Genomic DNA, 26,445 nt, shown 5'->3' with positions numbered 1-26,445 from the left:
GTGGGTAGGGGCGCGTCATGCCGGAGCCGACGCCATCGCAGCCAGAGCAACCGATCGTCATACCGGGCGCGCCGCCCCACAGCGAGGCGGGTGAGTACCTCACCACGGCCCAGGGCGCCCCGGTGCGCGACACCGACCACTCGCTCAAGGCCGGCTCCCGGGGCCCCACGCTGCTGCAGGACCACCACCTGCGCGAGAAGATCATGCACTTCGACCACGAGCGCATCCCCGAGCGCGTGGTCCACGCCCGCGGGAACGCCGCGCACGGCCTCTTCCGCTCCTACGGCACGGCCGCCGACGTCTGCTGCGCCGCCTTCCTCGCCGCCGACGTCGAAACGCCCGTCTACGTGCGGTTCTCCAACGTCGTGGGGTCGCGGGGGTCGGCCGACGTGGTCCGGGACACCCGCGGGTTCGCCACGAAGTTCTACACCGAGGAAGGCGTCTACGACCTCGTCGGCAACAACATCCCCGTCTTCTTCATCCAGGACGGCATCAAGTTCCCCGACATCGTGCACGCCGCGAAGCCGCGCCCGGACCGCGAGATCCCGCAGGCACAGAGTGCCCACGACACGTTCTGGGACTTCGTGTCGCTGCACACCGAGGCGCAGGCGCACACCATCTGGCAGATGTCCGACCGCGGGATCCCCCGGTCGCACCGCACCATGGAGGGCTTCGGCGTCCACACCTTCCGGCTCGTGAACGACCGGGGCGAGACGACCCTCGCCAAGTTCCACTGGAAGCCCAAGCTCGGCCCCCACTCGGTGCTCTGGGAGGAGGCGCAGGTCATCAACGGCGTCGACCCGGACTTCCACCGGCGCGACCTCGCCGACGCCATCGAGGCCGGTGCGTACCCACAGTGGGAGCTCGGCCTCCAGACGTTCCCGGACACCGACGACCAGCTGTTCGAGGGGATCGACCTGCTCGACCCGACCAAGTTCGTGCCGGAGGAGCTCGCCCCGGTGCAGCCGGTCGGGCTGATGACGCTCAACGCCAACCCGACCAACTACTTCGCCGAGACCGAGCAGGTCGCCTTCCACCCGGGCCACCTCGTGCCGGGCATCGACGTCACCGACGACCCGCTGCTCCAGGCACGCCTCTTCTCCTACCTCGACACCCAGCTCAACCGGTTCGGCAGCACGAACTTCGCCCAGGTCCCGATCAACCGCCCGCACGCGCCGGTCAGCAGCATGGAACGCGACGGGTTCATGCAGATGGCCGACCAGGCGGGCGTCGCGCCCTACCGGCCCAACTCGCTCGACGGCGGCTGCCCGTTCACCGCCGGCGCCGACGTGGCCGGGCGCATCGAGGTACCCAAGGAACTGCCCGCCTCCCGCAAGGTGCGCGAGTCACCGGCGTCGTATGCCGACCACTTCAGCCAGGTGCGGCTGTTCTGGCTCAGCCTCACGCCGGTGGAACAGGAGCACACCATCCGGGCCTACACCTTCGAGCTCGGCAAGTGCTACGAACAGGCGGTCAAGGAGCGGCAGCTGCAGCGCCTGGCCAACGTCGACCCGGTACTGTGCGCCGGTGTGGCCCAGGGGCTCGGTCTGCCCGCCCCCGAGCCCACGGAACGGCTGGCCGACGTGCAACCGAGTCCCGCCCTCTCCCAGGTCGGGCACGAGTGGCCGGTCGAGGGCCGCATCGTCGGGATCGTCGCCGACGAGACCAGCGACCTCGACACGGTGCGCCAGGTGCGCGAGGCGGTCCACGACGGCGGGCTCGTGCCCCTGGTCATCGCTCCGCACGGCGGCACGTTGGAGGACGGGTCCGGGGAGCCGGTCGTGGTCCAGCGGACCTTCCTGACCGCCCGTTCCGTCGAGTTCGACGCGGTCCTGGTCTCCTCCGCACCGGCGCCCGCCCCCGATGCGGTGCCGACGGTCGACGCGAAGGCGCGCACCACCGACGCGGTCACCGACGACGTGGTCGACCCCCGGGTCACCATGCTGCTCGCCGAGGCCTTCCGGCACTGCAAGGCGATCGGCGGTTGGGGCCAGGCGGAGGCGGCGCTCGTGGCCGCCGGCTGCCCGGCGTCCGCGGCCGGGGTCGTCCTCGGTGACGACGCCGTGCGGGTCTACTCCGAGGTCGCCGGGCTCCTCGCCACGCACCGCGTCTGGGACCGCTTCCCCGTCGCACTCCCCACGCCGTGACCGCGCCGGCTCCCAAGGCGTTTCGTCAGTGTCAGGGGAGCTGGGCGGCGAGCTCGGAAAGGTTGTGGCCGGCATACGTCGGTGGCCGGAAGTAGCCCGGGTAGGGCGCGCCGGCCCGGTCCAGCCACGCGGTCTGCATGCCGGCCCGTGCCGCGCCGTCGAGGTCCCAGGGATGCACGGCGACCATCAGCATGTCGGCCAACGGCACCTGGCAGGTCCGCCCGGCGTGGGCGTAGGCCGCAGGCGCCGGCTTCCACACTCCCGCATCCTCCACCGACATCAACCTCGAGAACGCCTGTCGCAGGCCGGCGCCGTCCAGCAAGCGCTCCGCGACCTGCGTGGAGCCGTTGCTGAGCGTCACCAGCTCGAATCCCCTCTTCTGCAACGCCTGCACGCCCGGCGCGATGTCGGCGTGCACCGGCAGCCCGGCGAACCCGTCGAGAACGTGCCGGATCGCCTCCTCGGTCGGCCGGTTCAGCTCGCACCCGGTGAGGACGCTGCCCAACGCGCCTCGAGCGAGGTCGAGGAAGTCCTCGCGATGGCCGGCCACCGTGGCGGCGAAGCCGTCCCGCAGCAGTGTGGCGAACCACAGGCTGGACAGCCGCGCCGGCGCACCGACGTGCGTGAACCGCGCCGCCATCGGGGCCAGGTCGGAGAGGGTCTCGTTGACGTCGAAGACGAGCACCGTGGGACGTCGTGGCATGGGGACCAACCAACCACGTCGTCAGCGCACCTGCTCGGCGAGCCGCAGGATCGCCGCCACCGAACGGTCCGCGTCCTCCTCCGTGGTGGACCAGTTGGAGACCGAGACCCGCATCAGCCGCCGCCCTCGCCACGTGGTGCCCCCCAGCCAACAGGTGCCGTCCGCCTGGACAGCGGCGATGACGCGGTCCGTGTGGGCGTCGTCGTCGAAGCCGACGAGGACCTGGTTGAGGACCACGTCGTTGACGATGTCGGCCCCACCCGCAGCGAGCCCCTCCGCCATGCGCCGAGCCAACCGGCAGCAGCGGTCGACGAGTGCGGCCACACCGTCCCGCCCGAGCTCGCGCAGGGCGGCCCAGACGGCGAATCCCCGCGCCCGGCGGGAGGACTCCAGCGTCAGGTCTCCGAGTCGTGGCACCGCCCCTCCGGACCCGATGAGGTAGGACGCCGTGTAGGCCACCGCGGCGGCATGGGCCTTTGGTCGCGAGCAGATGGCAAACGCGCTGTCGTAGGGGACGTTCAGCCACTTGTGTCCGTCACAGCCCCAGGAGTCGGCTCGCTCGAGGCCCGCCACCAGGTGCGCGGTCGCCGGGTTGGCCGCGGCCCACAGCCCGAAGGCACCGTCGACGTGCACCCACGCGTCGTGCTGGTGGGCCAGCTCGACGGCGGCCGTGAGGTCGTCACACGCGCCGGTGTTGACGTTGCCGACCTGCAGGCAGACGATCGTCGGCCGGTCGGAGTCGGCCTGGAGGACGCCGGCCAGGGCGGCCACGTCGATCGCCCCGTCCGGTCGTGCAGCGACCGGGGTGAGGGCCGCGGTGCCGAGGCCGAGCAGCCGCAGGGACCGGTCGATCGTCGCGTGCCGCTCCGCGCCGGCCACCACCCGGACGGCCGGCGCCCCCGTCAGCCCGTCCCGCTCGACGTCCCAGCCGCGGTGGCCGAGGATGTGATGCCGTCCGGCCGCGAGCCCCACGGTGTTGGCGCCCTGGGCACCGGTGACGAACCCCACCGACGCGCTCAGCGGGAGGCCGAGCAGCTCCTTGATCCAGGTCCCGGCGGCTTCCTCTGCCGCGGCCGCGGCCGGGGACAGCACCGAGGTGTAGGCACACTGGTCCCAACCGGCTGCCAGCATGTCGGCGGCGGTGGCGGCCGGCAGCGCGCCTCCGGTGACGAAGCCGAAGAACCGTGGCCCGGCACTCGCGACGAGCGCGGGCTCGGCCGCGGTGAGCAGTTCCTCGAGCACCTGGCTCGCGGGCACCGGCTGCCGAGAAAGGGGACCGGCGAACGCCACTCGTGCGGCGTCGAGGTCGACATCGGGGCGGACCGGGCGCTCGGCCAGGCCGGTGCGAAAGTCTGCGGCGGCCGCAGCCGCTCGAGCCAACAGGGCGTGGAGGTCGGAGTCGTCGGTCACGGCCGGAACCTACGCCCCCGCCCGCACCGGGACCAGCCACGGGAAGAACGTGCGACCAGATCAGGTGCGAGGGCGAAGGTTACCTTGCCGGAAGCGTCGGGTACAGACCTACTGAGCGGTTGAGCAGAACAGCCGACCACCACAAGGGTCTCGCCGCTCACTCGACCAGAGCGGGCGACACCGTGGAGAGAGGCCCTGCGAAACAAGCAGGAGGGAATCATGCCGATTCTGGGCCGCCACCACCGGCGACACGCACCAACCACTGACGAGGCACGCAGAATGCACCCGCGGGAGCACGCCGGCAACGGCCCGGCCACCGCGGCGCCGACCGCGGCCGCACCGACCGCGGCAACGCCGGAGGCTCCCATCACGCCGAACGGTCCCGCACCAACCACCGCACCCGCTGCGGCGAGCGACGCCGGGCCGACCACCGCTCCCACGGCGGCGAGCAACGCCGGACCCACCACAGCTCCCCCGGCCGGACCGGGGCCGACCGAGTGGCGAGGAGCCGGCACGCCGGCCACCGCCACCGGGGACCCGGCCACGGTCAACCCGGCGACGAGGGATCCGTACATGCACCACGACGGTGACCGCCCCTTCGAGATGTGGGAGGGACGCAGCCGGATCGTCTTGATGCCGACGGCCCCGCCGTCGATCCTGGGGCTGCTCGGGTTCATGGGCGCCACCGTCATGGTGGGTGCCTGGTTCGCCGGCTGGTACGGCACCCCCGCCACACCGCTGATCATCTTCCCGTTCGCGATGGTCTTCGGCGGGTTCGCCCAGTTCGCGGCGGGCATGTTCGCCTACCGCGCCCGCGACGGTGTCGCCACCGCCATGCACGGACTGTGGGGCTCGTTCTGGATCGCCTTCGGCATCATGCAGCTGCTGGTGCTCGGCGGGCTGATGCCGGCCATCCCCAAGGGCGCCGTCAACCCCAGCTTCGCCTGGTGGTTCATCGTGCTGTGCGTCATCACCGGGATGGGCGCGCTGGCCTCCCTGGCCGAGAACCTGGGCATGTTCACCGTGCTCGGGCTGCTCGCCGTGGCCAGCGGCTTCACCGCCGCCGCGTTCTGGGGCGGGTTCTCGGTCTCGCTGACCATCGCCGGGTACCTGTTCGTGGCCTCGGCGGCCGCGGCGCTGTACACCGCCAGCGCGATGATGTTCAAGAACACCTACGGCCGGGTCATCCTGCCGCTGGGTGAGTGGGGCGGCGCCCACAAGAACATCCCCGGCCGCATCCCCAGCATGCCGATCCAGTACGAGGGAGGTATGCCGGGCGCCAAGATCGGTCAGTAGCCGCAGCGCCCGCCGACAGCCGCCGCCAACGGCTGTCGAGGCCTCGGCCGGCCATCCCGGCACCTCTCACCATGGGCCGCCCGCACCCGCGGGCGGCCCACATGCGTGCCCACGACCGGCAAGGCGAGAGGGGTAAAACGCGACCGACTGGGTACGCGGAGGGCCTACGCCACCGTCACCGCTGGAGGTTCGACATGCCATTGACCGCTGACTTCATCCTCGAGCGCCTCACGGCGTGGGGTATCCACCGGATCTTCGGCTATCCCGGCGACGGCATCAACGCGTTTCTGGGGGCACTGGACCGCGCCGAAGGCGACCCGGAGCTGATCCAGACGCGGCACGAGGAGATGGCGGCATTCATGGCGACGGCGCACGCCAAGTTCACCGGCGAGATCGGGTGCTGCATGGCCACCTCCGGCGGGGGCACCATCCACCTCCTCAACGGCCTGTACGACGCGAAGCTCGACCACCAGCCGGTCGTCGCCATCGTCGGGCAGCAGAAGCGGATCTCGCTGGGCTCCGCCTTCCAGCAGGAGATCGACCCGAACACGCTCTACAAGGACGTCTCCTCCGACTTCGTCCAGACCTGCATGCACCCCGCCCAGGCCCGGCAGCTGGTCGACCGGGCCTGCAAGGTGGCGCTGTCGAACCGGACCGTCGCCACGATCATCGTGCCCGAGGACGTGGCCGAGGAGGAGGCGGTGACCTCCCCACCGCGCGAGCACGGCGCCGTCTACACCAGCGTCGGCTGGACCCGCCCACGCGTCCTTCCGCCCGAAGAGGAGCTGCGCAAGGCAGCCGACATCCTGAACCAGGGTGAGAAGGTCGCCATGCTCGTGGGCCAAGGCGCCGAGCACGCGGTCGACGAGGTCGTCGAGGCCGCCGAACTACTCGGCGCCGGGGCGGCCAAGACCTCGCTGGGAAGAGCGGTGCTCCCGGACGACCTCCCTTGGGTCACCGGGCCGATCGGCCTGCTCGGCTCCACCGCGAGCCAGGCCATGATGATGGACGCTGACACCCTGTTCATGATCGGCACGAGCTTCCCCTACACCGAGTGGCTCCCCGAGGAGGGCCAGTGCAACGGGGTCGAGATCGACATCGACGGCCGCTTCATCGGCATCCGCTACCCCATGAACGCCAACCTCATCGGTGACGCGAAGGAGACGCTGCGGGAGCTCAACCCGATGCTCCAGCGCAAGGAGGACCGCTCCTGGCGCAAGAAGATCGAGTCCGAGGTCGACGAGTGGTGGAGGATCCTCGACGACCGGGCGCACGACAAGGCGGACCCACTCAATCCCGAGCTCGTCGTGCACGAGCTGTCCAAGCGGCTCCCGGACCGGGCGATCCTCACCACCGACGCGGGGTCGGCCGCGAACTGGTGGGCCCGCCACCTGCGCATGCGCGAGGGGATGATGACGTCCTTGGCCGGCAATCTGGCGACGATGGGCCCCGGTACGCCCTACGCCATCTCGGCCAAGCTCGACTACCCGGACCGAACGGTCATCGCCCTCATCGGCGACGGAGTCTTCCAGATGAACGGGATGAACGAGCTCATCACCATCAAGCGCTACCTCGACCGGTTCACCGACGGCCCCCCGATCATCTTCTGCGTCTTCAACAACCAGGACCTCGCTCAGGTGACCTGGGAGCAGCGCGCGATGGCCGGCGACCCGAAGTTCCCGGGCTCCCAGTGGATCCCGGACGTGCCCTATGCCAAGTGGGCGGAGATCCTCGGCCTCACCGGCATCCGCTGCGACAGCCCCAAGAAGATCGGGGAGGCCTGGGACGAGGCCTTGGCGGCGAGGGGGCCCGTCGTGCTGGAGGTCGTGGTGGATGACGAGATCCCGCCGATGCCGCCGCACATCAAGAAGACCCAGGCCAAGAAGGCGGCCAAGGCGGTCAAGAAGGGCGACCCGGAGGCGTGGGGCATCGTCACGAAGGGTGCCAAGCAGAAGACGCACGAGTTCACCGAGTCCCTGAAGGAGAAGCTGCCGGGTGGGGACGAGTGATGCGCAGCTCCACGATCGAGGTCCCTGCCCACCCGGACGCGCGCTTCTCGACCCGGATGGTGGCCGTCGACGAGGTGAACGTCAAGGGCCTCGAGGCGCACCTGAAGCGGCACGTCAAGGGTGAGGTGCGCTTCGACGAGGGCACCAAGGCGATGTACGCCAACGACTCGTCCAACTTCCGCCAGGTGCCGATCGGCGTCGTGGTGCCCAAGACCCTCGACGACGTCGTCGAGACGATCAAGGCCTGCCACCGCTACGGGGCACCGGTCCTCAGCCGTGGTGGCGGGACGAGCCTGTCCGGTGAGACGGTCAACGTGGCCGTCATCATCGACTTCTCGAAGTACCTCACCAAGATCGGGGAAACGGACACCAAGCGCCACCTCGTCACCGCCGAGACGGGCGTGATCAACGAGCACCTGAACAAGGCGACCGGCGAGCACGACCTCATCTTCGGCCCGGACCCGTCCACCCACTCCCGCTGCACGATCGGCGGCAACATCGGGAACAACTCCTGCGGCATCCACTCGGTGCAGTCCCAGCTCTATGGCCCCGGGCCGCGCACCTCCGACAACACCCACGCCCTGGAGATCGTGACGTATGACGGCGCCCGGTTCTGGGTCGGCGTCAACGAGGAGGACCAACTCGACGACATCATCGCCGCCGGTGGACGCAAGGGAGAGATCTACGCCGCCCTGCGGGACCTACGGGACCGGTATGCCGACGACATCCGCGCCGGCTTCCCCTCCGTCGAGGAACTGCCGCGCCGGGTGTCCGGCTACAACCTGGACGAGCTGCTGCCGGAGAAGGGGTTCAACGTCGCCCGGGCGCTGGTCGGCACGGAGAGCACCTGCGCGGTCGCGCTGCAGGCCACGTTCATGCTCACCCCGGCCTTGCTCGAGCGCACCCTCGTCGTCGTCCAGTACGACACGATCGCCGACGCGGGCGCGCACATCACCGAGATCATCGACTGGAAGCCCATCGCGCTGGAGGCCCTGGACGAGCTGTTGATCAGCGACCAGCGGCTCAAGCAGGAGCACGTGGAGGCCACCAAGCAGCTGCCCCGCGGCGACGGCGCTTGGCTCTTGGTGCAGTTCGGGGCCGATACCGCCGGGGAGTCCGAGGAGCGCGCACACCAGTTCGCGCGGTGGCTGCAGGAGGAGAAGGGCTACGCGGCCGACCGGATCCTGATCACCGGCAGCAAGCAGGAGGGCGGGCACAGCGACGCGTTCTGGGAGATCCGGGAGGGCGGGCTGGGGTCCACCGCATTCCCGCCCGACAACAAGGACCACTGGCCCGGCTGGGAGGACTCCGCGGTCCCGCCACCCAAGCTCTCGGCATACATCAGGGATCTGCAGCAGCTCTATGCCAAGTACGGGCTGCGCGGGGCGATGTACGGGCACTTCGGGCAGGGCTGCATCCACTCCCGGATCAGCTTCGACCTCCTGCACGCCGACGGCATTGCCGACTACCGCAAGTTCCTGCTCGAGGCCGGCGACCTGGTCGCCTCCTACGGCGGCTCGATGTCCGGTGAGCACGGCGACGGCCAGCAGCGGGCCGAGCTGCTCGAGAAGCAGTACGGTCCCCGCCTGCTCCAGGCGATGCGCGAGTTCAAGGCCATCTGGGATCCCGAGTGGAAGATGAACCCGGGCAAGGTCATGGACCCCTACCGGATGGACGAGAACCTCAAGCTGGGCGTGGACTACAACCCGGCCCGGCCGGATACCGTGTTCGCCTATTCGCAGGACAAGGGCGACTTCGCGCACGCCACGCTGCGCTGTGTGGGGATCGGCAAGTGCCGCGTGCCGGACGCACAGACGACCATGTGCCCCAGTTTCCAGGTGACCCGGGAGGAGGAGCACACCACCCGCGGCCGCGCCCGGCTGCTGTTCGAGATGCTGCGCGGTGAGATCATCACCGACGGCTGGCAGTCCAAGGAGGTCGCCGAGGGACTCGAGCTATGCCTGGCCTGCAAGGGCTGCACCAGCGACTGCCCGGTCGAGGTGGACATGCCCACCTACAAGGCCGAGTTCCGCTACCACCACTACAAGTCCTGGCGGCGCTGGCGCCACCGCCACGCCTACACGTTCGGCTTCATCGACCAGTCCTCACGGCTGGCCGCGTTGATGCCGGGGCTGGTGAACTTCGTGACCCAGACGCCCGTCCTGCGGTCGGTGCCCAGACGGGTCGGTGGCATCGACCGGCACCGCAAGCTGCCCAAGTTCGCGCCGCTGACGCTGCAGCAGTGGTTCACGGAGCGCGGCGGGACAACCAATCCTCACGGGCGCCGGGTCGTGCTCTTCCCGGACACGTTCAACAACCACCTGCACACGGACGTCGGGGTCGCCTGCGTCGAGGCCATCGAGGCGGCCGGCTGGCAGGTCGTCATGCCCGAAGGGCACGCCTGCTGCGGCCGGCCGCTCTACGACTACGGATTCCTCGACGCCGCGCGCGGCTACCTGCACCACGTCCTGGAGACGCTGCGCGACGACATCCGCGCCGGCACGCCGATCGTCGGCATGGAGCCGAGCTGCCTGGCGGTGTTCAAGGACGAGCTGCCCAAGATGCTGCCGCACGACGACGACGCCGGGCGACTGGTCGCGCAGGCCTACCACTTCGGCGAGTTCTTCGACACGTTCGACATCGACGTCCCACCCCTGACGCGCAAGGCCCTGCTGTGGACGCACTGCCACCAGCGGGCGACCGGCAGCCAGAGCCACGACCAGTCGGTGCTCAGCCGGATGGGCGTGGAGGTCGAGGGCCTGACCGGTGGCTGCTGCGGGCTCGCCGGGTCCTGGGGATTCGAGAACGGCAAGTACCAGATCTCGATGGACTGCGGCGAGCAGGCGCTGCTGCCGGCGGTGCGGGACGCCGACAAGGACACGATCGTGGTGGCCGACGGCTTCTCCTGCAAGACCCAGATCCAGCATGCGCACACCAAGCGCCAGGCGATGCACCTGGCCGAGGTGATGCAGATGGCTCGCGGCTACGGTGCTGGCGGCTACACCGACGGCCGACCGGAGCAGGCGCGGCGCGGCAAGCCGAAGCCGTCCGCAGGGCGCCGCGCCCGGCGACTCGGGACGCTCGGCCTCGGCGCCGCGGCGCTGGCGGCCGTGGCCACCCGGGAACTGAGCCGCCGCACCTGAGGTTTGAACCATCCGCCGGATGGGCAAACAGCAAGCCCGTCACGTGCTGACCGTGGAGGCGTCTGTGCCCACTCGAGAAAACCCCGCCGGGCCGGTATCGGTGACGCAGTGGATTGCGGCGCGCGTGGCGCGCGACGACCAGATGCGGCAGGCCGACGCCGCCCGTGATGCCGCCCCGGGCGAGAAGGAGATCCCTGACAGGCCCCAGGACGTGCTCGACGTGCTCGCGCGCGACCACAACCAGGTCAAGGCGATGCTCGAGCAGCTGTCCACGATCCCCGGCAAGCTCGAGGGCGACCAGGAGAAGGTCGACGACCTCGTCGAGAAGCTGACGTTCGACGCCCGGACCCACGTCGCCTACGAGGAACGCGTCTTCCTCGACCTGGTGCAGCACACCTCCGCCGCAGAGCGCCAAGGCCCCGGCGAACGAGTCCGACGCGCCCGCGGGCACGCGCCGACCACCGGGACGAGCGGGCCGAGCGCGGACACCGAGAGGCAGGACTGACATGCGGACCTTCATCACGGAGTGGCCGGTCTTCTGCCAGGTCACGGGCAAGGACCCGCTCGGACTCGGTGCGGCAAGCACGTCGCGGCACAGCCAGACGTTGACGCCCCGGGTGCGCAGCGTCAACAAGGTGGTCAAGTCCGTGTGTCCCTACTGCGAGGTCGGCTGCGGACAGGACGTCTACGTCGAGGACGGCACGGTCACCCAGGTCGAGGGTGACCCCGACTCGCCGGTCTCGCGGGGACGCCTGTGCCCCAAGGGCTCTGCGAGCCTCCATCTCGCGACAGGGTGGTCCCGCCGGTACGAGGTGCTCCAGGCCGTGCTGGTGCAGGTCGGGCCGTGGAGGCTGACCCGTGAGTGAACAGGTCCGTGACCGGGACACCAGGATCTTCCTGCGGCCCATCGGCAACCCGCTGCCGATGGGGTTCGTCGGGTTGGCCGGTGCGACAACGATGTTGTCCGGCCTCCAGCTCGGCTGGCTTCCCGTCATCGACTCCAGTCAGGTCGGTCTGGTCATCGTCCTGGTCGCCGTACCGCTTCAGATCATCGCCTCCATCATGGGCTACCTTGCCCGGGATCCCGTGGCTGCAACGGGCGTGGGCACGCTCGCGGTGTCCTGGCTGACGATCGGTGTCTTGACCATGCTCGGGCCGGCAGGTTCCCGCAGCAAGGTGCTCGGTCTGGTGCTCTTCTACCTGGCGGCCGCCGTCCTGGTCTCCGCCGTGATCGCCGCCTTCGGCAAGGTGATCGCCGCCGTCGTGCTGGCCCTGACGTCCGCGCGCTATGTCTTCACGGGGGTATATCAGTACTTCGGGGGCATGACGTGGTCGCACATCTCTGCTTGGATCGGGGTTGCTTTGGCCGCAGTGGCCATCTATGCGGTGGCCGCGCTGGAGCTCGAGTCCCTGCTCCACCGCACCGTGCTGCCCACGCTGAGGCGCGGCTCGGGACTGGTTGCCATCTCGGGGCGCGGCATGGAGCCAGTCGGGGACCCCGTGCACGAGGCAGGCGTACGTGACCAGCTCTGACCGTGTGGCATCAGTCGCGCGCCGCATACGCGTGCAGCCGCTCCAGCGACCGGTGCAGGAGCCGACACACGTGCATCTGCGTCACGCCGATCTCGTCGGCGATCTGCTGCTGGGTGTACCCGTCCAGCTATCGGCGCGCCAAGATTCACCGCTCCCGTTCCGACACGAGGGACAGCAGAGCACCCGCGGAGGTGCGCTCGACTGCAGCCTCAAACCCGGCGTCCCACCCGTCCATCAGGTCGCCGAGCGCCGGCCCGTCGTCGCCGCCGCCCCACACCGGGCCATCCAACGAGACCAAGTCGTAGGAACGGCAGGCCAACTGCGTCCGTCGTACCGCGTCGACGCTGACCTGCAGCCGCTCGGCAATATCCGCAGCGGTCGGCGCCCGGCGCAACTCTTGCGAAAGCGCCTCGGTAGCCGCCACGATCTGGGGGCGCAGTTCCTGTGCGCTCCGCGGCGGTCGGATCGACCAGCCCTGCTCCCGGAAGTACCGCCGGAGCTCCCCGCAGATGGTGGGCGTCGCGTACGCCTCGAAAGACCGGCCGCGGCCCGGTTGGTAGCGCCGTACCGTCATGACCAGCGCCATGGAAGCGACCTGGACGAGGTCCTCCAGGGGCTCTCCGCGGTCCCGGTAGCGAGCCGCCAGCTTGCGTGCCAGCGGCAGCCGGTCCTCCACGACTCGCGCCAGCAGGTCCTCGCGTTCCGGATCGCGAGCCGAACGGGCTCTCTCCAGAAGGCATTCGACCGACTCGGCGGAGGTCGAGGCGCGTTCCGCGGTCCTGGTGCGATCGAGGAGCGGCATGCGGCCTCCTGGAAGCGGACGGGTCCGAGGCGCGCAACTCCGCCGCTTCTGGACGGGACAGCCACGCCGACCTGGTGCTTCTGCTCCGTCCATGGTGGTGCACGTCGGGCGACTTCGCATCCCCACCGCAGATGCGAATGCTTTGGCATCACAAGCGCATGCGGAAGTCCGTACTCGGTGAAGGGACGTCATGGTGAGTGAGTCACGGGTTGTCGTGGTGACCGGTGGAACGGCCGGCGTAGGACGTGCCACCGTGCGGGAGTTCGCCCGTGCCGGTTACGACGTGGCGGTCCTGGCCAGGGGGCGAGCAGGTCTCGACGGAGCCGTCTCCGATGTGCAGGCCGCCGGCCGACGCGGTCTGGCAGTGCCCACCGACGTCGCTGACCACGACGCCGTGGACGCGGCGGCATCCCGCGTGGAGGAGGAGCTGGGCGAGATCGATGTGTGGGTCAATGTCGCCTTCACGGGTTCCTTGGCCTTCTTCTGGGACACCTCCATGGAGGAGTTCCGCCGAATGACGGAGGTCACCTACTTCGGGCAGGTCTACGGCACGGAGGTCGCGTTGCGACGCATGCGCCCGCGCGACCGTGGCGTGATCGTCAACGTCGGCTCCGCCATGGCCTACCGGTCCATTCCGCTGCAGTCGGCGTACTGCGGCGCCAAGCATGCGGTCAAGGGGTTCACCGAGTCGGTGATGACCGAGCTCGCTCACGAGAAGAGCGCAGTGCGGGTGTGCATGGTGCAGCTCCCCGGCCTGAACACCCCGCAGTTCCTCTGGAACCTCAACAAGATGCCCAAGCATCCGATGCCGGTCCCACCGATCTTCCAGCCGGAGCTGCCCGCCCGCGCGATCCGATTCCTCGCAGAGCACCCACGGCGAAACATGTGGGTGGGGCTGTCCACCGCCTACACGGTGCTGGGGGAACGCCTGGCGCCCAAGCTGCTCGACCTCTACCTCGGGCGCAGCGGTGTGAAGTCACAACAGACGGGTCAGGACCTGCCGCGGACGGACTCCAACCTGCACACGCCCTCCGACGACACCGAGGACCGCGGGGCCCACGGTCCGTTCGACGACAAGGCGCACAGCTCGGACCCCCAGCTGTGGCTGTCCGTCCACCGCCGCTCGGTCCTGTCCGGTATGGCAGCCGCCACCCTCGCTGTCGTCCCCCTGCTGCGTCGGTCGCGTTGAGATGGGCGAGCAGGCCGCGCATCCAGACCGGGTCGACGGGTTCCTGCCCCTTGCCGACTACGGCGCACTGGGGGACGGACGAGCCGCGGCGCTGGTCGGGCGCGACGGGTCGATCGACTGGTTCGCGGCCCCCCGCATGGACGTGGCACCGCTGTGCTCAGCGCTGTTGGACCCCGGAGGCGGAGGTGCGATCACTCTGGCGCCTACGGTCGACTACGAGTCCAGCCAGCGCTACGTGTCCGACTCGATGGCCGTGGAGACGACCTTCCGGTGCCGGCACGGAGAGGTCCGGGTGACCGACGTCCTGAACCTCGGGGGGTTCGGCCCGCTGCCGTGGACGGAGTTGGCTCGCCGGATAGAGCCGGTCTCCGGAGCGGTCCCGATGCGGTGGGCGGTGCGGCCGGGACATCGCCTCGGCCCCGGACGACCCTGGACCCGGTCCGGCAGCGGCACCCCGACGCTGCAGGCCGGTGACGTGCACCTGCTCATCGTCACCGACGGTGTCGGCACACCCGCTTGGGGATCGGGTCAGGTGGCGGGCGAATTCACCGCCGAGGGGGAGCAGCCGCGGCTGCTCTGCGTCGTCGTGAACGGCCAGGAACCGCTGCCCCTTCCGACGAGCAAGGCCGTCCAGGGACGGGTCGACCACACCATCGAGACGTGGCAGAGCTGGTGCGGCGACATCGACTACGACGGTTCCCACCGTGACGAGGTGCACCGGAGTGCCCTCATCCTGCGGGCGCTGACGTTCAGCTCCTCCGGAGCGATCGCCGCCGCGCTGACCACTTCGCTCCCCGAGCGGATTGGAAGCAAACGCAACTTCGACTACCGCTTCGGCTGGATCCGTGACGCCTCGTTCTCCTTGGACGCCATGGCGACGTTGCGGCTCACCGAGGAAGTCCAGGGCTCCGTCTCCTGGCTGCTGGCTGCCGTGCGTCGCACGGCACCGGAGATCCGCTCCCTCTACACCCTGGACGGCATACCTGCGTCTGCGGACATGGAGTCGGTGCCGTGGGTCCGCGGCTACCGCGACTCGTTGCCGGTGCACGTCGGCAACTCGGCGGCCGACCAGCGGCAGCTCGGCGCCTACGGCGACCTGATGGACGGCGTGTGGCGGCACATCTGCAACGGTGGGCAGCTGGATCACGACAGCGCCGAGGCCCTGGCACGGGTCGCGGACCGGGTGTGCGACATCTGGCGCACGAAGGACGCGGGCATCTGGGAGCTCGGGGACCTGGCGCACTACACCATCTCCAAGATCGGCTGCTGGGTGGCGCTCGACCGCGCCTGTCGGCTGGCGGAGGCCGGACAGCTCACGACCCACTCTCTGTCCCGGTGGCGGACCGAGCGGGAAGCGGTGCATGCGTGGGCCGACGAGCACTGTTGGTCACCCACCAAGCGCAGCTACACGTTCTATGCCGGCACCGACGAGCTGGACGCTGCGGTGTTGCTCGCCGCTCGCACCGGGTTCCTGCCCGGCGACGACCCGCGCTTGGCCAGCACCATCGACGCGGTGCGCTCCGAGCTCAGCGCCGGCGGGCCGCTGCTCTACCGCTACAGCGGCATGGCGTCTGAGGAGGGGGCGTTCCTGGCCTGCACCTTCTGGCTCATCGAGGCCCTCGCCATGTCCGGGCGGGTGGAGGAGGGTACGGCCTTGCTCCAGCAGGCCCTCCGGTATGCCGGCCCCACCGGCCTGTTCTCGGAGGAGGTCGACCCGCAGAGCGGGGAGCTGCGGGGAAACCTGCCACAGGGGTTGTCCCACCTCGCCCTCATCGGAGCGGCGAAGGCGGTGCAGCGGTGAGGAGGCCCGGTCCACGCGCGACGCAGCGCCGCGGGGATGCCGCGCGCCGGTGGCAGGGCCATGATGCCGGTGTGATGCTGGAGCCACGCACCACAAGAGGGTGGAGGCCATGACCGACGAACAGACCCAGATGGAGCTGCAGCGGGTGATCGACGCCGTGGTCACGCGCTGCCAAGGATGGCCGGTCTCGGAGATCAAGGCAGCACTGGCGAAGGGCTTGACCGACATCGGGCACCCGGCGCAGTCCGAGTCCTGGTTGCGTGCTGTGGCCGAGGAAGCCGCCGACGGCCACCCCTACATCGTCGGAACCCGGACCGCGCACCCCTCGCACCCCAGCAGTCCCATGGGCGTGCGGGCGCAGGACCGCCAGCGTGGTCAGGAGGTCGCCTCCGGACGGGACCCGGAGCGCTCGGCCCCGGGCTCGGACGAGCACGGGGAGCCGTAGCCGTCACGCGCCGCCGGGACGCGCAGTCCTTCCGCTCTCGAGCAGCCTGACGGCGTCCTGCACCGGGCGACCGATCGGGCGACGGTGCCGGAGTGCGAGCGGCAACCGAGGCACGGCGAGCAGGACACCGAGCCGGCCGTCACGACCGGCGGCCGCGTGCCGGAGCACGCGGCGGGCGGTGAAGGAGACGGGAAGCCGCATCGCCGCGGTCAGCACGTCATTGCGGGCGACGCGTCGTCGCCGCGCGCCCGCCGGACGGTCACCGGGTTCGGGTAGGTGGCGGATGAGCAGGTCCGGCAGGTACCGCAACTGCCACCCGTGGTCCGCCAGGTCGAGGGCGAGACGCTCCTCCTCGCCGACGAACTCGACAACGCGGTCGAAGCCCCCGACCTCGAGGAAGGCGGACCGGCGCACGACTGCCGCACAAGCCATGAAGCCGAGCACCGGCACACCGGCGCCGTCGTCCCGGCCCGGAAGCGGTGACCCTTCCAGCGCTGAGGTGAAGGGATCAAGCACACCGTCGTCGCCGATGAGTACGGCGCCCGTGAGCAACGCCACGTCCGGGTGCCCGTCCAGCACCGCCGCGGCCTGCTCGAGCGAGCCCGGCACCCACCAGGAGTCGTCGTCGGCGAAGGCCACGTACGGCGTCGTGGCCGCGCGGACCCCGATGTTGCGCGCCACTGCGGCCACGTTGCGATCGAGGGCGATGACGTTGACCTCCGGGTGCCGGCTCCGCAGCGCCTCCACGGAGCCGTCGGTCGATCCGTTGTCCACCACGATCAGGGGCCGCGAGTGCTGCGGCACCGACCTGAGCAACTGCTCGCGTCGGTTCCGGGTCATGACGACGACGGTCACCGCAGGCACACGTCCAGAGTAGGTGGGGCTCCGGCGTGAGGCGCCCTCAGCACGGTGGACGACAGCGATTCTGCGACGATGGCGCAGCCAGGCCACCGGGACGTGTCAGGAGGACGTGTGCGCTTCGGAGTCGTGATCCTGCCCGAGCACCCGTGGACCGAGGCTCGCCACCTGTGGCGGCGCGCCGAGGAGCTCGGGTTCGACCACGCCTGGACCTACGACCACCTCACGTGGGCACCGCTGCCCGACGCCCCGTGGTTCGGCGCCGTGCCCACCCTGGCCGCGGCGGCCCTGGTGACCACGCGCGTCCGGCTCGGCACCTATGTCGCCTCGCCGAACTTCCGGCATCCGGTGCCGTTCGCCCAGGAGCTGATGTCCCTCGACGACCTGTCCGACGGCCGGTTGCTCGTCGGGCTCGGTTCGGGCGGGGACCTCGACGCGGGTGCCCTGCATCCCGGCGGCCTGAGCAGGGGTCGGCGCACCGAACGCTTTGCGGACTTCGTCGAGCTGCTCGACCCGCTGCTGCGCGGCGAGAGGGTGTCGGCGCGAGGTCGTCACTTCTCGGCTGGCGACGTACGACTGCGGCCCGGCTGCCGACAACGACCCCGGGCGCCGTTCGTGGTGTCCGCCAACGGCCCTCGCGCCATGGAGGTCGTGGCGCGCCACGGCGAGGGCTGGGTGACGACCGGTGTCCCGAGCGACGATCCGCAGCAGTGGTGGGCAACGGTGGCTCGTCTGGCCGCGAGGTTGGACGACGTCCTCGAGGAGAGCAACCGAGCTTTCCCGCTCCTGGACCGCTACCTGTCCTTGGACGCGAGCGGAACGTTCTCGCTGTCCAGCGTGGCGGCCTTCGAGGACGCGGTCGGGCGGGCGGCCGACCTCGGGTTCACCGACGTCGTCTGTCACTGGCCGCGCTCCGAGGGCCCGTATGCCGGGCACGTCGCCACGCTCGAACGCGTCGCCTCCGAGGTCCTCCCCCGGTGGCGGGATCAGCCCGGCTGAGTCTCGAGGCGCTCGTGCGCATCATCGACCTCGTGGCCGAGCTCGTGGTCATGGCTGTGGCGGTGCGGCGCCATGGGCCCCGGGTCCTGCGGGGTGTGCCGACCCTGTCGGTGGTCCTCCAGCAGGGAGGTCAGCCAGTGGCACAGCTGATCCACCGTCTCGGGACGGTGACGCGAGAGCGCCAGGACGGCTCGGCCGTCCCGCGCCGCGGTGGCGTCCGCCACCATCTGCTCGACGTCGACCTCGACATGTGGAGCCAAGTCGACCTTGTTGACTACCAACAGGTCTGCGCGGGCGATGCCGGGACCGCCCTTACGGGCGACGTCCCCTCCCCCGGCGACGTCGAGGACGAAGACCTGCGCGTCGACCAGGCCGGGTGAGAAGGTGGCGGTCAGGTTGTCACCGCCGCTCTCGATGAGCACCACGTCGAGTGGTGCGAAGTCGTGCTCGAGGTCCTCGACAGCGAGCAGGTTCGCGGTGATGTCGTCGCGGATGGCGGTGTGCGGGCAGGCTCCGGTCTCGACGGCCCTGATGCGTTCGGCCGGGAGGACCCCCGTGGAGCGCAGGAAGCGGGCGTCCTCATCGGTGTAGATGTCGTTGGTGATCACCCCGATCCGCAACTGATCGGCCATCTGCCGACAGATCGTCGCGATCAGTGAGCTCTTGCCGGTGCCGACCGGGCCGGCGACCCCGAGCCGGAGGGACCGCGAGCTGCCATCGGTCTCACTGCTGCTGTGCACTGCTGTCTCCTTGTCTCATCCGCTGCCGCGGGCTCTTGCTGGGCGGGTCACCCCGGCTGCCAGGCCGGTCCGAGCGCCGCCAAGCCCGCACCGAGGGCGCGTCGCAGGGTGAGGCTGTCGTCGGCAAGGGCACTGACGGCGACGGCTTCCCCTGACAGCGGCATGAGCGCCGCGGTTTCCCCCAGGTCGCAGGCTGCGGGCACGGTCTCGCTGGTCCAGTCCGGGTCGACCACCAGCATCGACCCCACGGCCCGGAACCGGCCGGTCACGGCGGGGCTGCGACTCTCCTGGGCGCCGAGCTGCAGGTCCTGGTGGTAGAGCGGCCGTCCCGCGCGCTCCACCCGCATTCGCTGTCGCAACCGACCTCCCGGCTCCCGGTGCCGGCCGAGCAGGAGTTCCTCGCGGACGAGAAAGCGCGCCCCCAGGTCAAGGGCGACCTCGATGTCGGTCAGGTGGTCACACCGGCGCGCCGCAATGATCGGCTCCGGCTGCCAGATCAGGGTGGCCGCGTCCTCGACCGTGATGCTGATCGTGGTCCGGGAGCCGGCGCCGTCGCGGCCCGGCAGGCACAAGGTGTGCGAGATTTCCGACAGCACAAGGGTGCTGCCCCGGCCGACGTGGACGGTCAGTTCGAGGCGGTCGCCGCCGATCGGACCGGCGGCCCCTGCCGCCAGGCTGACCCGGGCCGCCCCTGCCCGCCCGCGCACCCACGGTTCACTGCCCGTGCCGATGGTGGGGCGCAGCACCAGGGGTCCCTCGGACCGCAGCGCAGCCACGCGGCTGCGCCGGCTGCCGTCCCGGTCGAGGCCCACGGTCGTGGCCACCTGGGCCCGGGCGCGCATGCGGGCCCCACCCCGTCCGGCGGTCAGGGAGGTCACGGTCACGACGCGAACAGCCTTCCGGCGCGACGACCGTGTCGTTCGGCGAACACGTCGAGCAACGGCGCCGCCGCGGCAGGCAGGTCGACGACGTCGCCGACGCAGTCCGCCTCGGCGAGGTCGGCGAGCTCGTCGATGCGCGAACGGCAGTCTGCCAGGACGCGGTGCGCGGCCAGCGGGTCCAGGCTGAGCAGCCGCACCGCCGCCGCGATGACGCCGGCGGCCGTCTCGTGGAGCACGACGAGCGCGGCATCGCGGGGCGTCAGGTCGAAGGCCGCGCAGGTCACTCCCAGCGCCAGCGGTTGGTGCGGCTCAGGTCCGAGCAGCGCCACGTGCCCTCCGGCACCCATCGTCGTCGCGACCCGCACCAGCTGCCGCCCCAGTTGACGCGAGGTCGCACGGGAGGCCGGGGACGGCATACGGGCATCGAGCGCACCGTCCAGCGCCGCCAACCGCACCTCGTCCACCGATGAACCGTGTGCGGCGTGGCAGGCTGCCGCTGCGAAGGTCGCCGCCACCCGCCCCACAGTCTCGAGTCGGCCCTCGGCGAAGCTGCGCACGTCCTCGAGGGTGCGGACGTGCCCGTCGTGCACCGCGGGCTCCAGGCCCGCGGAGTGCGCGTAGGCGCCGGCCGGCAGCCGGCCGTCGGCAAGCAGCAGCAACGCCGCGTGGTGGTCGACCAACGACTCCTCCGTCAGAACAGGTAGTAACGCTGCGCCATGGGCAGCTCGGTGGCTGGGTCGTGCTCGATGAGCTCACCGTCGACGGTGACCGAGTAGGTGTCGGGGTCGACCTCGATGTGGGGCAGGGCGGTGTTCTCCGGCAGGTCCGCCTTGGTCCGCCCGCGCACGTTGGCGACCGGCACCAGTGGCCGACGCAGCTCCAGGCGCTCGCGCAGGCCGTCCTCGATGGCGGCCTCGGACACGAACGCGACACTGGTGCTCGCCGCAGACGGGCTCTGCGCGTTGAAGCCGAGGCGCGGCAACACCGGCTGCGGTGTGGGGATCGAGGCGTTGGGGTCGCCCAGCGCCGCCACGGCGGCCATGCCGCCCTTGAGCACCATGGTCGGCCGGATGCCGAACAGGGCCGGCTGCCACAGGACCAGGTCGGCCATCTTGCCGACCTCGACCGAGCCGATCTCTTGCTCCAGCCCGTGGGCGATCGCGGGACAGATCGTGTACTTGGCCACGTAGCGGCGCGCCCGGTGGTTGTCGGCGGGCCCGTCCCCCGGCAGGGAGCCGCGCAGCTCCTTCATCCGGTGCGCGGTCTGCCAAGTGCGTGTCACGACCTCGCCGATCCGGCCCATGGCCTGGGCGTCGGAGGACATGATCGACAGCGCCCCGAGGTCCTGCAGCACGTCCTCGGCCGCGATGGTCCCCGCCCGCACACGGCTCTCGGCAAAGGCCAGGTCGTTCGGCACCTGCGGGTTCAGGTGGTGGGCGACCATCACCATGTCGAGGTGCTCGGTCACCGTGTTGTGGGTGAAGGGCCGCGTCGGGTTCGTCGATGCGGGAAGGACATTCGGCTCACCGGCGATGCGGATGATGTCCGGTGCGTGGCCGCCGCCGGCGCCCTCGGTGTGAAAAGCGTGGAACGTGCGGCCCTTGACCGCGGCGAGCAGGTCCTCGACGAACCCGGCCTCGTTGAGGGTGTCGCTGTGGATGGCGACCTGCACGCCGGACTCCTCCGCCACGGTCAGCGCCGCGTCGACCGCAGCCGGCGTCGCGCCCCAGTCCTCGTGCACCTTGAAACCCGCCGCACCGCCGCGCAACTGCTCCCAGAGCGCTTCGTGCGAGACCGTGTTGCCGCGCGCCAGGAACAGCACGTTGACCGGCCAGGGCTCGAACGACTCGAGCATCCGCTGGGTCCACCAGGAGCCGGGCGTCGCCAGCGTCGCCTTCGACCCCTCGGTCGGGCCGGTGCCACCACCCGTGACGGTGGTCGTTCCGGCGGCCAGGCCCACCCGGAGCATGTCGGGTCCGACGTAGTGGACGTGCGTGTCGATGGTCCCGGCGGTGAGGATCAGTCCGTTGCCGGCCATCACCTCGGTGGAAGGGCCGATGACCAGGTCGGGGTGGACGCCGTCCATCGTGTCCGGGTTGCCGGCCTTGCCCAGCGCCGTGATCCGCCCATCCCGGATGCCGACGTCGGCCTTGATGACGCCCCAGTGGTCGAGGACGACCGCCCCGGTGATGACGAGGTCCGGGGTGCCCTCGGCCCGGGTGGCCACGGACTGGCCCATCGACTCGCGGATCGACTTGCCGCCACCGAAGACGGCCTCGTCGCCACCGCCACAACGGTCCTCGGTGACCTCGATGAACAGGTTGGTGTCGGCCAAGCGGATCCGGTCTCCGACGGTCGGGCCGAACGAGGAGGCGTACTCCTGCCGGTCGATCTCAGGCATCGAGGGCACCTCCACACTCTCCGCGCAGGCCGCGGACGATTCGTCGGCCACCGATCGGGATGAGCTCCACCTCCGCGGTGGCTCCCGGCTCGAAGCGCACGGATCCGCCCGACAGCACGTTCAACCGGCGGCCCCACGCCGCCTTGCGGTCGAACTCCAACGCGGGGTTCACCTCGGCAAAGTGGTAGTGCGAGCCGACCTGGATGGGGCGGTCGGCGGTGTTGATCACGCGGAGCGTGACGGCCTCCTTGCCGGCGTTGATCACCACCGGATCATCGCCGTAGAGCACCTCGCCGGGAATGAGCGGCTCGTCGGTGGCCGGCTGGTCACCGACGTAGTGGCGCCGTTCGGCCTGGCGCTGACCCGTGCCCCCGCGCCGCGGCATGCTCGGGGCCCCTGGCCCACTGCTCGGGTGTCGTTCCGGGTCGTGCGGATTCGGCTGCTGCCCGCCCGGGCGATCGCTGGGGTGCTGGCCGCGGCGGGTCATGAGATCGGCGCCGTGACGGTGACGAGCTTCGTGCCGTCGGGGAACGTGGCCTCGACCTGCACCTGGCTGAGCATCTCGGGGACGCCCTCCATCACCTCGTCCCGGCGAAGCACCTCACGCCCCGACTCCATGAGGTCGGCGACCGACTTCCCGTCCCGGGCACCCTCGAGCAGGTAGGAGGTGATGTAGGCGGTCGCCTCGGGCAGGTTCAGCTTGAGCCCGCGGTCACGACGCTCGGCCGCCAGCTTCCCGGCCGTCCAGATCATCAACCGCTCACGCTCGTAGTCGGACAACAACATGCGCACCTCCACGACCTTCGACTGCGCCCATCCAACAAGCGCCACCGACGGGTGTCCACCTGCGACACCCCGGCGGCGACGGCTCGGCCCGCCTGGCGCACGGCACCCACGCCGGGGAGGGACGGGTTACCGGCCAGTCTGGAACGATCCCAACGTAGGGACATCCCTTGACACCGCTTCCGCTCGCTCAGGACGATATCGGCTATACGAAAAACGTATTCCACTAAGCGGAAGTTGTCTGATGCGCCTCTCCATGGTCAACGTCAACACGATCGCGTCGCTGACCGACGCGATCGCCGCCCGGGGACGCGTCACCATCCTTCCCCAGCACCGGGAGCTCGCGGGCGGCGCTGTTCCGCAGCCGCCCGCCGTTCCCGAGACCACCTGAGAGAGGACTCCGTCCATGACCGTGCTGATCGGCTTCGACGACTCGTCCTACGGGCGCGATGCCCTCGCACTGGGGCTGAACATCGCTACCAGACGCCACGAACCCGCGACCGTCGTCACCGCCTACCCCGACGACGAACGTGGGCTGATGGTGGCCATCAACGACAGCCACTGGCTCCGGGAAGTCCGCGGCGTGGCGGAGCGCAAGCTCCAAGCCGCCAAGGACGTCGTCGGGGACCGGGACGACGTGACCTATCAGGCCATCGGGCCCGCGTCCGCCTCACGCGCGATGCACGAGTTCGCCGAACGGACAAGGCCAGCCGTGCTCGTGGTCGGCTCCAGCGAGCGGGCGGCCATCGGGCGGATCTCGCTCGGCAGCACGGTCGAACGGTTGCTCCCGGGCGCCCCGTGCCCGGTCGCCGTGGCGCCTCGGGGATACAGCAGGACCGAAGCACGGATCAGCACGATCGGCGTCGCCTATGACGAGTCGGCAGAGGCGCAGCAGGCGCTCGACGTCGGTGTCATGGTGGCACGCCGCGACGGGCTCGCACTGCGCATCGTCGCCGTCAGCGGCTCCCCCGACAGCGCGCTGGAGGCGCGACTGGAGAAGGTCGCCGCCGGACTGGGCAACGACGTCACCGCGACGAGCGAGGTCATCGTCGACTCCGACGTCGTGGACACGCTCGCCGACCTTCCCGGCCAGCACCCGGATCTGCTCGTGTGCGGTTCCCGTGGCTACGGCCCCGTCCGGCAGGTCCTGCTCGGCTCGGTGTCCGCCCGCCTCATCCGCCACGCCGCCTACCCGGTCATCGTCGTCCCCCGCACGACCTGACCCCCGCCGACCACCATCGCCAGCCGCCGCCCCGGACCAGAGAGCCAGTGAAATCCATGTCTGACAGCATCGCCACCCGACCGCCCGGCTACGAGGACGCGAGCGACCGCCTCTACAACGACGACCTGGCACCCGCCACCGAGCGAAGCTGGCGGATGTACAGCCTCTTCGCCATGTGGATGAGCGACATCCACTCCATCGGCGGGTACGTGTTCGCCGCAGGTCTCTTCGCGCTCGGGCTGGTCGGCTGGCAGGTCCTCGTCGCGCTGATCATCGGCATCGCCCTCGTCAACATCGGCATGAACTGGATCGGGTATGCCGGACAAGCCACCGGGGTCTGCTACCCGGTGCTCGCACGAGCGAGCTTCGGAGTCTATGGCGCCAACATCGCTGCCCTCGTGCGCGCGATCATCGCCATCGTCTGGTACGGGATCCAGACATGGCTGGCGTCCGTGGCGCTGATCGTGCTCCTCCTGCGCGTCATCCCGGGCCTGAAGCCCCTCACCGATGGTGACTTCCTGGGGCTCTCCCCCTTGGGCTGGATCTGCTTCCTGGCCCTCGCGGCGCTGCAACTGCTCATGTTCAGCCGGGGGATGGAGGCGGTGCGCAAGCTCACCGACATCGCCGGCCCCGGCATCTGGGTGGTCATGCTCGCCCTCGCCGTGTGGGTCCTGGTCAAGTCCGGTGGCAACATCAGCTTCAACTTCTCCGACAAGCACCTCAGTGGCGGGCAGACGGTCCACCAGTTCTTCGCCGCGATCTCACTGACCGTGGCCTACTTCTCGACCCTGATGCTCAACTTCTGCGACTTCTCCCGGTTCGCGCCCTCCCGGCGGGCCGTGACGGTGGGCAACTTCTGGGGTCTGCCGATCAACTTCATCGCGTTCTCCGTCGTGTCGGTGATCGTGACGGGCGGCAGCCTGGCGATCTACGGCAAGTACATCTTCGACCCGGTGGAGCTCGTCGCCCGCATGAACAGCACGGTGGCCGTCCTTCTCGGGGCGATCACGTTCACGGTGGCGACCATCGGCATCAACATCGTGGCCAACTTCGTCTCACCGGCCTACGACCTGGCCAACGTCGCGCCTCGGCACATCAACTTCAAGCGCGGCGGCATCATCACGGCCATCCTGTCCGTGGTCCTGCTGCCGTGGAACGTCTACTCGAACCCGGTGGCGGTGAACTACTTCCTCGGTGGCCTCGCGGCGTTCCTCGGCCCGCTCTTCGGCATCATCGTCACCGACTACTACCTGCTCCGGAAAGCCCAGATCCACCTACCGGACCTGTACCGCGACGTGCCGGGCTCGACGTACGCCTACCGCCACGGCGTCAACCCGCGCGCCGTGACGGCGTTCGTCGTCGCGGCTGGTATCGCAGCGACCGTGGCGCTCGTGAAGCAGTTCGCCGCCGCGGCGCCGTTCTCCTGGTTCATCGGCGCCATCCTCGGCTCGGTCATCTTCTACGCGCTGTCCCGCAGCGCGCGGCCGGCCTTCTCCCGCAGCGTGTCCGAGGGCACTCCCGTCTCGCAGAGCTGACCCCGCAGGTGACGGGTCTGTCGTCCACAGCGCAAACCTAGGGACGGCACAGGCCCCGGCAATCGCCTCTCGCCACGATTCTCCCCATGACCATCAGTGAACCCTCCGTCGGTGGGGGGAACGGCAAGGGCAGTGGCAACGGGCGGCGTAGTCAGTGGTTGGCGGTGCCGGTGGCCGCGGTGCTGGCGGCGGCGCTGGCCAGTGGCGGCACCTACGCCTGGACCCACAACGACACCACGACCCCGGCCGGGCAGACCAGCTCCAGCCAGACCAACAGCAACGGCAGCAGCAACCAGGCCGCGCCCCCGGTGACCAACGCCGCCGACGCCGCGCCCAACTGGAGCGCCGTCGCCCAGAAGGTCACCCCCAGCGTCGTGGCGATCACCGTGTCCAACGGCAGCTCCGGGGACCAGGGCTCGGGCGTCATCTGGGACACCAAGGGCCGCATCGTGACCAACAACCACGTCGTGGCCAGCGCCAAACAGGGCGCCAACATCCGGGTCACCCTCAACGACTCACGCACCTACACCGCCCACCTGGTCGGCACC

General features: G+C 70.2%; 25 protein-coding genes and 1 pseudogene. 15 read left to right on the top strand and 11 right to left on the bottom strand.

The genetic code is table 11. From position 1 onward, the window contains the following. Positions 1-17 precede the first annotated feature (17 nt). Entirely contained in the window at positions 18-2,147 is a 2,130-nt protein-coding gene (locus VFL99_RS02290; RefSeq protein WP_325104703.1) for a catalase, read from the top strand. 31 nt (positions 2,148-2,178) lie between these two features. Here VFL99_RS02290 and VFL99_RS02285 read toward each other — a convergent pair whose 3' ends face one another. Beyond that, the gene (locus VFL99_RS02285; protein ID WP_325104702.1) at positions 2,179-2,850 is read right to left on the bottom strand and encodes a haloacid dehalogenase type II; all 672 of its coding nucleotides are present in this window, start codon (positions 2,848-2,850) and stop codon (positions 2,179-2,181) included. A 21-nt stretch (positions 2,851-2,871) separates the two neighbouring features. Continuing rightward, positions 2,872-4,260 carry a pyridoxal phosphate-dependent decarboxylase family protein gene (locus tag VFL99_RS02280; RefSeq protein WP_325104701.1) on the bottom strand — a complete coding sequence of 463 codons (1,389 nt, stop codon included), beginning with the start codon at positions 4,258-4,260 and terminating at the stop codon, positions 2,872-2,874. 219 nt (positions 4,261-4,479) lie between these two features. Here VFL99_RS02280 and VFL99_RS02275 point away from each other — a divergent pair, with 219 nt between their 5' ends. From VFL99_RS02275 to VFL99_RS02250, 6 genes are all read left to right on the top strand, one after another. Beyond that, entirely contained in the window at positions 4,480-5,556 is a 1,077-nt protein-coding gene (locus VFL99_RS02275) for an acetate uptake transporter family protein (RefSeq protein ID WP_325104700.1), read from the top strand. Between the two features lie 194 nt (positions 5,557-5,750). Next, positions 5,751-7,565: a thiamine pyrophosphate-requiring protein gene (locus tag VFL99_RS02270; RefSeq protein WP_325104699.1), complete on the top strand. Its 1,815-nt coding sequence runs from the start codon at positions 5,751-5,753 to the stop codon at positions 7,563-7,565. Then, the gene (locus VFL99_RS02265; RefSeq protein ID WP_325104698.1) at positions 7,565-10,708 is read left to right on the top strand and encodes an FAD-binding and (Fe-S)-binding domain-containing protein; all 3,144 of its coding nucleotides are present in this window, start codon (positions 7,565-7,567) and stop codon (positions 10,706-10,708) included. The genes VFL99_RS02270 and VFL99_RS02265 overlap by 1 nt, the downstream gene beginning before the upstream one ends. Before the next feature lie 19 nt (positions 10,709-10,727). Beyond that, the gene (locus VFL99_RS02260; protein ID WP_325104697.1) at positions 10,728-11,213 is read left to right on the top strand and encodes a hypothetical protein; all 486 of its coding nucleotides are present in this window, start codon (positions 10,728-10,730) and stop codon (positions 11,211-11,213) included. Position 11,214: 1 nt separating this feature from the next. Next, positions 11,215-11,574 carry a hypothetical protein gene (locus VFL99_RS02255; protein WP_414713702.1) on the top strand — a complete coding sequence of 120 codons (360 nt, stop codon included), beginning with the start codon at positions 11,215-11,217 and terminating at the stop codon, positions 11,572-11,574. Continuing rightward, the gene (locus VFL99_RS02250; protein ID WP_325104696.1) at positions 11,567-12,241 is read left to right on the top strand and encodes an acetate uptake transporter family protein; all 675 of its coding nucleotides are present in this window, start codon (positions 11,567-11,569) and stop codon (positions 12,239-12,241) included. The genes VFL99_RS02255 and VFL99_RS02250 overlap by 8 nt, the downstream gene beginning before the upstream one ends. Positions 12,242-12,251: 10 nt before the next feature. Here VFL99_RS02250 and VFL99_RS18335 read toward each other — a convergent pair whose 3' ends face one another. Next, positions 12,252-12,368, bottom strand: a complete 117-nt coding sequence (locus VFL99_RS18335; protein WP_414713703.1) for a sigma factor-like helix-turn-helix DNA-binding protein — start codon at positions 12,366-12,368, stop codon at positions 12,252-12,254. Positions 12,369-12,386: 18 nt separating this feature from the next. Next, positions 12,387-13,043 carry a sigma-70 family RNA polymerase sigma factor gene (locus VFL99_RS02245; RefSeq protein WP_325104695.1) on the bottom strand — a complete coding sequence of 219 codons (657 nt, stop codon included), beginning with the start codon at positions 13,041-13,043 and terminating at the stop codon, positions 12,387-12,389. Between the two features lie 193 nt (positions 13,044-13,236). Here VFL99_RS02245 and VFL99_RS02240 point away from each other — a divergent pair, with 193 nt between their 5' ends. The 3 genes from VFL99_RS02240 to VFL99_RS02230 all read left to right on the top strand — a co-directional run bounded on the left by VFL99_RS02240 (position 13,237) and on the right by VFL99_RS02230 (position 16,478). Next, complete coding sequence (locus VFL99_RS02240; RefSeq protein WP_325104694.1) at positions 13,237-14,232, top strand: SDR family oxidoreductase; 996 nt, start codon at positions 13,237-13,239, stop codon at positions 14,230-14,232. 1 nt (position 14,233) lies between these two features. After that, the gene (locus tag VFL99_RS02235; protein WP_325104693.1) at positions 14,234-16,033 is read left to right on the top strand and encodes a glycoside hydrolase family 15 protein; all 1,800 of its coding nucleotides are present in this window, start codon (positions 14,234-14,236) and stop codon (positions 16,031-16,033) included. A gap of 109 nt (positions 16,034-16,142) precedes the next feature. Next, positions 16,143-16,478: a hypothetical protein gene (locus tag VFL99_RS02230; protein ID WP_325104692.1), complete on the top strand. Its 336-nt coding sequence runs from the start codon at positions 16,143-16,145 to the stop codon at positions 16,476-16,478. A gap of 3 nt (positions 16,479-16,481) precedes the next feature. On the opposite strand, the gene VFL99_RS02225 is transcribed toward VFL99_RS02230, so the two are convergent. Beyond that, the gene (locus VFL99_RS02225; RefSeq protein WP_325104691.1) at positions 16,482-17,342 is read right to left on the bottom strand and encodes a glycosyltransferase family 2 protein; all 861 of its coding nucleotides are present in this window, start codon (positions 17,340-17,342) and stop codon (positions 16,482-16,484) included. A gap of 108 nt (positions 17,343-17,450) precedes the next feature. Between VFL99_RS02225 and VFL99_RS02220 the strand changes: the two genes are divergently transcribed. Beyond that, positions 17,451-18,335 carry an LLM class flavin-dependent oxidoreductase gene (locus VFL99_RS02220; RefSeq protein WP_325104690.1) on the top strand — a complete coding sequence of 295 codons (885 nt, stop codon included), beginning with the start codon at positions 17,451-17,453 and terminating at the stop codon, positions 18,333-18,335. On the opposite strand, the gene ureG is transcribed toward VFL99_RS02220, so the two are convergent. The 6 genes from ureG to VFL99_RS02190 form a co-directional block, all read right to left on the bottom strand. Next, positions 18,323-19,075 carry an urease accessory protein UreG gene (gene ureG / locus VFL99_RS02215; RefSeq protein ID WP_325104689.1) on the bottom strand — a complete coding sequence of 251 codons (753 nt, stop codon included), beginning with the start codon at positions 19,073-19,075 and terminating at the stop codon, positions 18,323-18,325. The two genes, VFL99_RS02220 and ureG, sit on opposite strands and share 13 nt — an antisense overlap. A 47-nt stretch (positions 19,076-19,122) precedes the next feature. Further along, a complete protein-coding gene (locus VFL99_RS02210; RefSeq protein WP_325104688.1) occupies positions 19,123-19,959 on the bottom strand; it encodes an urease accessory protein UreD in 837 nt (278 codons plus the stop codon). Next, positions 19,956-20,636 carry an urease accessory protein UreF gene (locus VFL99_RS02205; protein WP_325104687.1) on the bottom strand — a complete coding sequence of 227 codons (681 nt, stop codon included), beginning with the start codon at positions 20,634-20,636 and terminating at the stop codon, positions 19,956-19,958. The genes VFL99_RS02210 and VFL99_RS02205 overlap by 4 nt, the downstream gene beginning before the upstream one ends. Before the next feature lie 11 nt (positions 20,637-20,647). After that, on the bottom strand, positions 20,648-22,357 hold the full coding sequence (locus tag VFL99_RS02200; protein ID WP_325104686.1) for an urease subunit alpha: 1,710 nt from the start codon (positions 22,355-22,357) through the stop codon (positions 20,648-20,650). Further along, complete coding sequence (locus tag VFL99_RS02195; protein WP_325104685.1) at positions 22,350-22,742, bottom strand: urease subunit beta; 393 nt, start codon at positions 22,740-22,742, stop codon at positions 22,350-22,352. Before VFL99_RS02195 ends, VFL99_RS02200 begins: the two co-directional genes overlap by 8 nt. Before the next feature lie 98 nt (positions 22,743-22,840). Beyond that, positions 22,841-23,143 (bottom strand): urease subunit gamma, encoded by a 303-nt coding sequence (locus VFL99_RS02190; protein ID WP_325104711.1) that lies wholly within the window; start codon positions 23,141-23,143, stop codon positions 22,841-22,843. A 241-nt stretch (positions 23,144-23,384) separates the two neighbouring features. Between VFL99_RS02190 and VFL99_RS02185 the strand changes: the two genes are divergently transcribed. From VFL99_RS02185 to VFL99_RS02170, 4 genes and pseudogenes are all read left to right on the top strand, one after another. Continuing rightward, positions 23,385-23,531, top strand: a complete 147-nt coding sequence (locus VFL99_RS02185; RefSeq protein ID WP_325104684.1) for a hypothetical protein — start codon at positions 23,385-23,387, stop codon at positions 23,529-23,531. A 15-nt stretch (positions 23,532-23,546) separates the two neighbouring features. Further along, a complete protein-coding gene (locus VFL99_RS02180) occupies positions 23,547-24,362 on the top strand; it encodes a universal stress protein (protein ID WP_325104683.1) in 816 nt (271 codons plus the stop codon). A gap of 56 nt (positions 24,363-24,418) precedes the next feature. Beyond that, complete coding sequence (locus tag VFL99_RS02175) at positions 24,419-25,897, top strand: NCS1 family nucleobase:cation symporter-1 (RefSeq protein ID WP_325104682.1); 1,479 nt, start codon at positions 24,419-24,421, stop codon at positions 25,895-25,897. 86 nt (positions 25,898-25,983) lie between these two features. Next, positions 25,984-26,445: pseudogene (locus VFL99_RS02170) on the top strand (S1C family serine protease); the annotation flags it as partial.

Source organism: Segeticoccus sp. (assembly GCF_035708005.1).
This window is presented reverse-complemented; position numbering and strand designations above follow the sequence as displayed.